5 protein-coding genes are annotated in these 7,917 nt (G+C 72.1%); 4 read left to right on the top strand and 1 reads right to left on the bottom strand.

Annotated elements, in window-relative coordinates:
• Window positions 1-211 precede the first annotated feature (211 nt).
• The 4 genes from RKD23_RS18750 to RKD23_RS18735 all read left to right on the top strand — a co-directional run bounded on the left by RKD23_RS18750 (window position 212) and on the right by RKD23_RS18735 (window position 6,496).
• The gene (locus tag RKD23_RS18750) at window positions 212-1,771 is read left to right on the top strand and encodes an FAD-dependent monooxygenase (protein ID WP_424854715.1); all 1,560 of its coding nucleotides are present in this window, start codon (window positions 212-214) and stop codon (window positions 1,769-1,771) included.
• 163 nt (window positions 1,772-1,934) lie between these two features.
• Window positions 1,935-2,765 carry a hypothetical protein gene (locus RKD23_RS18745; protein WP_404037088.1) on the top strand — a complete coding sequence of 277 codons (831 nt, stop codon included), beginning with the start codon at window positions 1,935-1,937 and terminating at the stop codon, window positions 2,763-2,765.
• A gap of 73 nt (window positions 2,766-2,838) precedes the next feature.
• Window positions 2,839-5,949, top strand: coding sequence for a non-ribosomal peptide synthetase (locus RKD23_RS18740; protein ID WP_424854714.1), 3,111 nt, complete (start codon window positions 2,839-2,841; stop codon window positions 5,947-5,949).
• Between the two features lie 112 nt (window positions 5,950-6,061).
• Complete coding sequence (locus RKD23_RS18735) at window positions 6,062-6,496, top strand: cobalamin B12-binding domain-containing protein (RefSeq protein ID WP_424854713.1); 435 nt, start codon at window positions 6,062-6,064, stop codon at window positions 6,494-6,496.
• Here the strand turns inward: RKD23_RS18735 and ccrA are convergent.
• Window positions 6,474-7,811 (bottom strand): crotonyl-CoA carboxylase/reductase, encoded by a 1,338-nt coding sequence (ccrA, locus tag RKD23_RS18730; protein ID WP_424858276.1) that lies wholly within the window; start codon window positions 7,809-7,811, stop codon window positions 6,474-6,476. The genes RKD23_RS18735 and ccrA overlap by 23 nt on opposite strands.
• Window positions 7,812-7,917 lie beyond the last annotated feature (106 nt).

The following is a 7,917-nucleotide window of genomic DNA, read 5'->3' as shown; positions in this document are numbered from 1 at the left end:
GCGGCATCGCAGTGCCGTGATCGTCGTGGCCGGAGCGGACCTTCCGTTCCGGCCACGCGTGTCCGGTGGGCGGGGTGCGCGGGTGGCCGGATATGTGCGGGGTCCGGCCGGTGGGGCGGTGGGCGGTGTTTTGATCACGGCCCGAGCCGCTTCCTGCGCGAAAGGCGGGAATTCCATGAGCCCTTCCAGTCCCCCGAGTGCCATGAGTCCCATGAGTTCGTTGCGTCGGCCCACGGAATGCGAGGTGCTGATCGCGGGCGCCGGCCCGACCGGTCTGGCGCTGGCCTGTGATCTGGCCCGGCGGGGGGTTTCCTGCCGCATCGTGGACAAGCTGCCCGGCCTGCGCCCCGGCTCCCGGGGCAAGGGGCTCCAGCCGCGCACCCTGGAGATCCTGGAGGACCTCGGGGTGATCGGCGAGATCCTGGCGCACAGCGGCCCCTACCTGCCCTTCCGCGGCTACGACGGTGACCGGGCCATCGGCGGCTGGTCCTGGTTCGACCAGGTCAGGCCCCGCCCGGACACCCCGTATCCGAGCCTGCGGATGGTGCCGCAGTACGCCACGGAACGCATTTTGTGCGACCGGCTCGAGGCGCTCGGCGTCCGGGTGGAACACGGGGTCGAGATCGTGGACCTGCGGCAGGACCCCGATGGGGTGTCCGTCGTGCTGCGCGCGGACTCAGGGGCGGAGGAGAGCGTGCGGTGCGCGTATCTCGTGGGGGCGGACGGCGCTCACAGCCGGGTGCGCGCGGCGGCGGGTGTCGGGTTCCGCGGCGAGACGGACGGCGACCGGCGCGTCCTCGTCGGGGACATCGCGGTGGAGGGCTTGGACCGCGAGCACACGCACGCGTGGCCGGACGCGGCCGGCGGGCCGGTGGCGTTCTTCCCGCTGCCCGGCACCGAGGAGTTCTGCTTCTTCGCGGGTCTCGCCCCGGGCGAGGACGTCACCCTGACCGCGCGCGGCGTGGCCGGGCTCGTCGCGGCCCGGACCGGGCGGGCGGACATCCGGCCGCACTCGCCGAGCTGGCTGTCGGTGTACACCTTCAACGTGCGCATGGCCGAGCGTTTCCGGACCGGCCGGGTGTTCCTGGCGGGCGACGCCGCGCATGTGCATCCGCCGGCGGGCGGGCAGGGCGTGAACACCGGCATCCAGGACGCGTTCAACCTCGGCTGGAAGCTGGGCGCCGTCCTGCGCGGCGCCCCCGAGGGGCTGCTGGACTCCTACGAGGAGGAGCGGCTGCCGGTCGCCGCGCGGGTGCTGGAGCTGAGCAGCCGCCTCCAGACCGCCGCCGCCCGGGAGAACCTGCGCTTCCGGCAGCCGGGCCGGGAGACCCACCAACTTCAGCTCCACTACCGGGACAGCGCGCTGTCGTGGGACCGCCGTACGGCCGCGGGGCCGCTGCGTGCCGGCGACCGGGCGCCCGACGCGGTGTGCCGGGACCCGTACGGCGCGAGGGTGCGGCTCTTCGACGCGCTGCGCGGCCCGCAGGCGACCGTGCTGGCCTTCGGGCTCGACGACACCGGCGTACGGCAGGAACTGCTGCCGCCGGGTGCGGCCGTGCGTACCGTGATCCATCCCGAGGTCGACGCGTGGCCCGCCGGGGCGCGGGCCGTGCTGGTGGACGCGGACAGCAGTGTGCACACCGCCTACGGTGTCGCCAAGGGCGATGTGGCGGTCATCAGGCCGGACGGTTACATCGGCCTGCTCGCGGACAGGAGGAACCTGTCCGACGTGCGGCCTTATCTGGCGCGGATCTCGCCCGTGCCGGTCTGAATTTTTTGGCACGGCCCGGCCATTACCGGGGCGGGGAGCCCCTGAGGCGGCCCTAGGGGCCGATAGGGGGTCGGTGGGGGTTAATTCGACAGGTTTGGCTCACTACATTTTTCTGGCGGAGTGACAAGACTCCAACATTCCGCAAGGGAAATGAGGAGAAATCATGAGTGGGCTCAAGACCTGGGACGAACTCCGCTCCGGAATTTCCGGCGAGGTCGTGCTCGCCGTCGACTTCCCCGCCACCGGGCGCGCGGAGGCCGACTTCAACGCGCTGGCGCCGCTGCTGGCCACCGACCACGCGGTGTGGCGGACGCTGGTGGAGCCGAACGGCCTGCTGCGGGACGTCGCCGTCGAGGAGTACATCGAGCCGTGGCTCGACGAGGTGCGCGGCAGCGGGCTGAAGGTGCGGGCCGTCCTCGGTTTCTGCGTCGGCGGCGTCTACGCGTCCGTCCTTGCCGAGCGGATCGGCCAGTGGCAGGGCGAGGAGCCCAAGGTGCTGCTGTTCGACCCGGAACTCGTCAACGCCGAGACGGTGTTCTGGCAGTTCTACAAGATGGTCGGCAGCATGTCCCAGGTACTCGCCCCGGACGAGGCGGCGCAGCTCCAGGCCGCCGGCCGTACCGCCTTCGAGGCGAACGGCGAGAACGTCCAGCAGCTCACGGCGACCCTGTACGACCTGTTCGAGCAGGCCGCCGCCGCGGCGTTCGCCCGCATGGGCCTGGGCCCGGCGTTCGCGCAGGACCTGCTCGACCTCGTCGGCTCCTTCATGTCGTACCTGTCGATCGCCGAGCCGGTCGAGGCGCTGCCGCTGTGGCGCCGGGCCGTCGCCCTGTGCTCCGCGAGCCAGGAGAGCGGCCTGAACCGGGTGCGCGACTCCTTCCTCCTGCCCGAGGCCGAACTCGTCGCCGAGGAGATCGTCTTCGCCTCCGCCCACTCGGAGATGCTGCGCGACCCCGAGGTCGCGAGGGGCACCGACCGGCTGATCAACGACTGACCCTCGGCCCAGCCCTCACACGATCCCCCACCACGATCCCCCCACGCGACCACCCAACAGAACGGACGGGGAAATGCCGACGCCGACCGCCGCCACCAGCAAGGAGAAGTCTCTCTGGCTGCTGGAGGACCTTGTCCCCGGTACCGGGGTGAACAACCTTTCCGTCGCCTTCCACACCGAGGGCCGGCTCGACCTGGAGGCCGTGCGGCGCACCGTCGACTGGCTCGCCCGTCGGCACCGTGTGCTGCGCACCGTCTTCCACGGCGACGGACTCGCCCTCACCAAGGAGATCCGCCCGGCGGACGCCTTCCGGGTCGAGGTGGAGAGCCTCGACTGCGCCGAGGCCGACGTGCTGCCCGGCCTGACGGCGTTCGTCGCCCGGCCCTTCCAGCGCGACGGCGGCCCGCTGTGGCGGGCCCGGCATCTGCGGCGCGCCGACGGCGACGTGCTCTGCCTGGCGCTGCACCACTCCGTCTTCGACGGCATGTCCACCACGATCCTGCGCGACGACTTCGCCACGGCGTACGACGCGTTCGCCGCGGGCGAGGAGCTGCCCGAGGAGCTCACCACCGAGCAGCCGCTGCTGCCCGAGACCGTCCCGTCCGAGAAGAGCCGCGTCTTCTGGCAGCGCCAGCTGGACGGCTTCGACCCCTCCACCCTCACCCTCGGCTGCGACAAGCCGGCGCCCGCCCAGGTCACCCTGGCCGGCGACACCGTCAACCGGCGGCTGTCCGAGGAGGCCACCGCCGTCGTCAAGCGCATGCAGCGCGAACTGCGCGCCCCCGAGGCCGTGGTGCTCCTCGCCGCCTACTACGTCCTGCTCGCCGCGCACGGCACCGGCCGCGACCTCACCGTGGGCTCCCCGCTGAGCATCCGCGGCCGGGACGAGCAGCGCGCGATCGGCTACCACATCAACGTCCTGACGCTGCGGGCCGACGTCGACCCGCAGCGCAGCTTCCGCGACCTGGTCGTCCAGGTCCGCCGCAACTTCCTGGAGGCGGTCGGCCACGCCGACCTGCCCGTCGACGACCTGCTGGAGCTGGTGCCCAGGGCCGGTTCCGAGTGGCGCAACCAGCTCTTCCGCCATGTCTTCAACTACATCCCGGACAGCGCGGACACCGAGTTCAAGCTGGGCGGCGAACGCGCCCGCCTGCTGATGGTCGAGAACGGCTCCAGCAAGTTCGACCTCGAGTTCTTCGTCACCGCCTCCGCGCAGGCCCTCCAGGTCCGCGCCGCGTACTACGTCGACGCCATCGACCGCAGTGACGTAGAGCTGCTGCTCGAGCGCTACGACGACCTGCTGCGGGCGCTCGCCGCCGACCCGGACAGCCCGCTGGCCGGCATCCCGGTGTGGAGCGAGCGCGACCGTGCCGTGATCGAGGCCGCGAACGCCACGGACCGCCCCATCGCCGACGACGCCACCGTCCTGCGCGCGATCGCGGAGCGGGTCGACCGCACCCCGGACGCGCCGGCCGTCGTCGACGGCGACCGGCAGCTCAGTTACGCGCAGCTGTGGTGGACCGCCCTCGACAACCGGGACCGGCTGCGCGCGGTGGGCGTGGAGCCGGGCTCCGTCGTCGCCCTGCTGAGCCGGCGCGGCCCCGAGCTGGCCGCCGCCGTGCTCGGCATCTGGCTCGCCGAGGCCACCTATCTGCCGCTCGACCCCGACCATCCGGAACAGCGCATCGCCTACCAGCTGTCCGACTCGGCCGCCTCGGTCGTGATCGCCGACCCCGGGGTGCAGGTTCCGGACGCCGCGGCCCGGGTGACCCTGACCCCCGCCCCGGCGGACTCCGCGGAGGCCGAGGCCGAGGGCACCGATGCCGTGGCCGATGTGCCCGCCGTGGACCCGCTGTCCTGCGCCTACCTCATCTACACCTCCGGCTCCACCGGCCGGCCCAAGGGCACCCGGCTGCACCACCGCGGGCTGGTCAACCTCGTCGACCACTTCGCCGGCGAACTCGCCGCCGGAGCCGACGACTCCACGCTGTGGATGACGACCTTCAGCTTCGACATCTCCGCGCTGGAGCTGTTCCTGCCGCTCACCACGGGCGGCCGGCTGGTCGTGGCCCCGGACGACGCCCGCACCGACGGCGGCCGTCTGCTGCAGGTGCTGCGCCGGCACAAGGTGACCATCGCCCAGGCCACCCCCACCAGCTGGCGGCTGATCGTCGCCGAGGCCGGGGCGTCCCTGGCCGGGGTGCGGGTGCTGTGCGGCGGCGAACCGCTGCCGGCCACGCTCGCCCGGGAACTCGTCGCCGTCGGCGCGGACCTGCGCAATGTGTACGGCCCCACCGAGACGACCATCTGGTCCACCTCGGGCCGGGTGACCAGCGCGGACACCGGCCGCATCCGGGTCGGTTCGCCCATCGCCAACACTCGCGTGTTCCTCCTCGGCCCCGACGGCCGGGAGCTGCCGATCGGCCTCGGCGGCGAGCTGTGCATCGGCGGCGTGGGCGTGGCGATGGGCTACCACGAGCGGCCCGAGCTGACCGCGGAACGCTTCATCGACCATCCCGTCCACGGCCGCTCCTACCGTACGGGCGACCTGGCCCGCTGGCTGCCGGACGGCACACTGGAGGTGCTCGGACGCATGGACCGTCAGGTGAAGCTGCGCGGCAACCGCATCGAGCTCGGGGAGGTCGAGTCGGTCCTCACCGCCCACCCGGGCGTCGCCGCCGCGGCCGTGGTCGTCGTGGGCGACCCCTCGGCGGACGGGGCGCTCGTCGCGTTCGTCGTCGCCCCCGAGGGAGAGGCCGTACGGGACGGGCTGTGGGAGCACGCCCGGACCCTTCTGCCGGGCTCCGCCGCCCCCCAGGACTTCGTCCTCGTCGACGCCTTCCCCACCACGGGCAACGACAAGACCGACTACCCGGCGCTGACCCGGCAGGCCGAGGAGCGCAGGCTGCACGACCGCCGGACCGCCGCGGGCCGCACCGACGCGGCCACGGGTGACGCCCTGGTCGACGAACTCGTCGCCCTGTGGGGCGACCTGCTCGCCACGCCCACGGCCGGCGCCGACACGCACTTCTTCACCTCCGGCGGCCACTCGCTGCTCGGCGCGCAACTCCTCCAGCGGGTCGAGGAGTCGACGGGCACCCGCCTGAAGCTGGCCGACCTGTTCGCCCACCCCACTCCCGTCCAGCTCGCCGCCCGACTGCGCGGCGAGGCCGCCGCGCACTGAGCGGCATCCCAGCCTCAGGCCCATCGGCGGGCGGACCCGGCAACGGGCCCGCCCGCCGCGGGCGTTACGACCCCTTTCACCACAAGCGACGAGAATCAAGGGAGAGGAAGAGATGACGACAACGACCGAGCGCATCCGCGTGATGGTGGCGAAGCCCGGCCTGGACGGCCATGACCGCGGGGCAAAAGTGATCGCCCGCGCCTTGCGGGACGCGGGCGTCGAGGTCGTCTACACCGGCCTGCACCAGACGCCGCGCCAGATCGTCGACGCGGCGTTGCAGGAGGACGTGCACGGCATCGGACTGTCGATCCTGTCCGGGGCGCACCTGACCCTGTTCGCGGAGGTGCTCGCGCTGCTGCGCGAGGCCGATGCCGAGGACATCACGGTGTTCGGCGGCGGCATCGTCCCGGACGCGGACATCCCGGTGCTGCGGGACCTCGGTGTGGCCGCCGTCTTCACGCCCGGGACGCCCACGCGGGACATCGTCGCCTGGGTGGCCGGCCATGTGGGGCCGGCCCTTGCCGCTACGCCGTCCGGAAGCGGTTGATGGCGGCGAGGTGCTGGGCGCGCATCTCCTGGTCGCGGACGCCGAGGCCTTCCTCGGGGGCGAGGCAGAGGACGCCGACCTTGCCCTGGTGGAGGTTGCGGTGCACGTCGTACGCGGCCTGCCCGGTCTCTTCGAGGGAGTACGTCTTCGACAGGGTGGGGTGGATCTTGCCCTTGGCGATGAGGCGGTTGGCTTCCCAGGCCTCGCGGTAGTTGGCGAAGTGGGAGCCGATGATCCGCTTCAGGGACATCCACAGGTAGCGGTTGTCGTACTCGTGCATGTAGCCGGAGGTGGAGGCGCAGGTGGTGATGGTGCCGCCCTTGCGGGTGACGTAGACGGACGCGCCGAAGGTCTCGCGGCCGGGGTGCTCGAAGACGATGTCGATGTCCTCGCCGCCGGTGAGCTCGCGGATGCGCTTGCCGAAGCGCTTCCACTCCTTGGGGTCCTGGGTGTGCTCGTCCTTCCAGAACTTGTAGCCCTCGGCGTTGCGGTCGATGATCGCCTCGGCGCCCATGGAGCGGCAGATGTCGGCCTTCTGGTCGCTGGAGACGACGCAGATGGGGTTGGCGCCGCCGGCGAGGGCGAACTGGGTGGCGTACGAGCCGAGTCCGCCGCTGGCGCCCCAGATCAGGACGTTGTCGCCCTGCTTCATGCCGGCGCCGTTGCGGGAGACGAGCTGGCGGTAGGCGGTGGAGTTGACCAGGCCCGGGGCGGCGGCCTCCTCCCAGCTGAGGTGGCCGGGCTTGGGCATCAGCTGGTTGGACTTGACCAGCGCGATCTCCGCCAGGCCGCCGAAGTTCGTCTCGAAGCCCCAGATGCGCTGCTCGGGGTCGAGCATGGTGTCGTTGTGGCCGTCGGAAGACTCCAGCTCGACGGACAGACAGTGCGCGACGACCTCGTCACCGGGCTGCCAGGCGTTCACGCCGGGGCCGGTGCGCAGGACGACGCCCGCGAGGTCGGAACCGATGATGTGGTACGGCAGGTCGTGCCGCTTGGCCAGCTCGTTCGTGCGGCCGTAACGCTCCAGGAACCCGAAGGTCGGCAGCGGCTCGAAGAGGGCGCTCCACACGGTGTTGTAGTTGACGGAGGAGGCCATCACGGCCACCAGGGCCTCACCCGGACCGAGTTCGGGCAGGGGCACCTCCTCCAGGTGCAGCGACTTGCGCGGGTCCTTGTCGCGGCCGGCCATCCCCGCGAACATCTCGGTGTCCTCGCGGTGCAGCACGACGGCTCGGCAGGACTCGGGCAGCGGCAGGGCGGCGAGGTCGGCGGACGTGCTGTCCGGCGACTGGATCGCGGCGAGGATGTCCGTCATGGTCACGGTGGTGTCTCCTGTGGGTGTGGCGAGGGGCGGCGGCTACGCGGCTGAGTGCAGTGCCCTCAGGGGCGCGGGGAACTGCGCGACCGGCCAGGGACGACCG

Source organism: Streptomyces sp. SAI-170 (assembly GCF_049739565.1).
Taxonomy (GTDB): Bacteria; Actinomycetota; Actinomycetes; order Streptomycetales; family Streptomycetaceae; genus Streptomyces.
The sequence above is the reverse complement of the archived record's forward strand: the minus strand, read 5'-3'. Positions and strand labels throughout refer to the sequence as shown.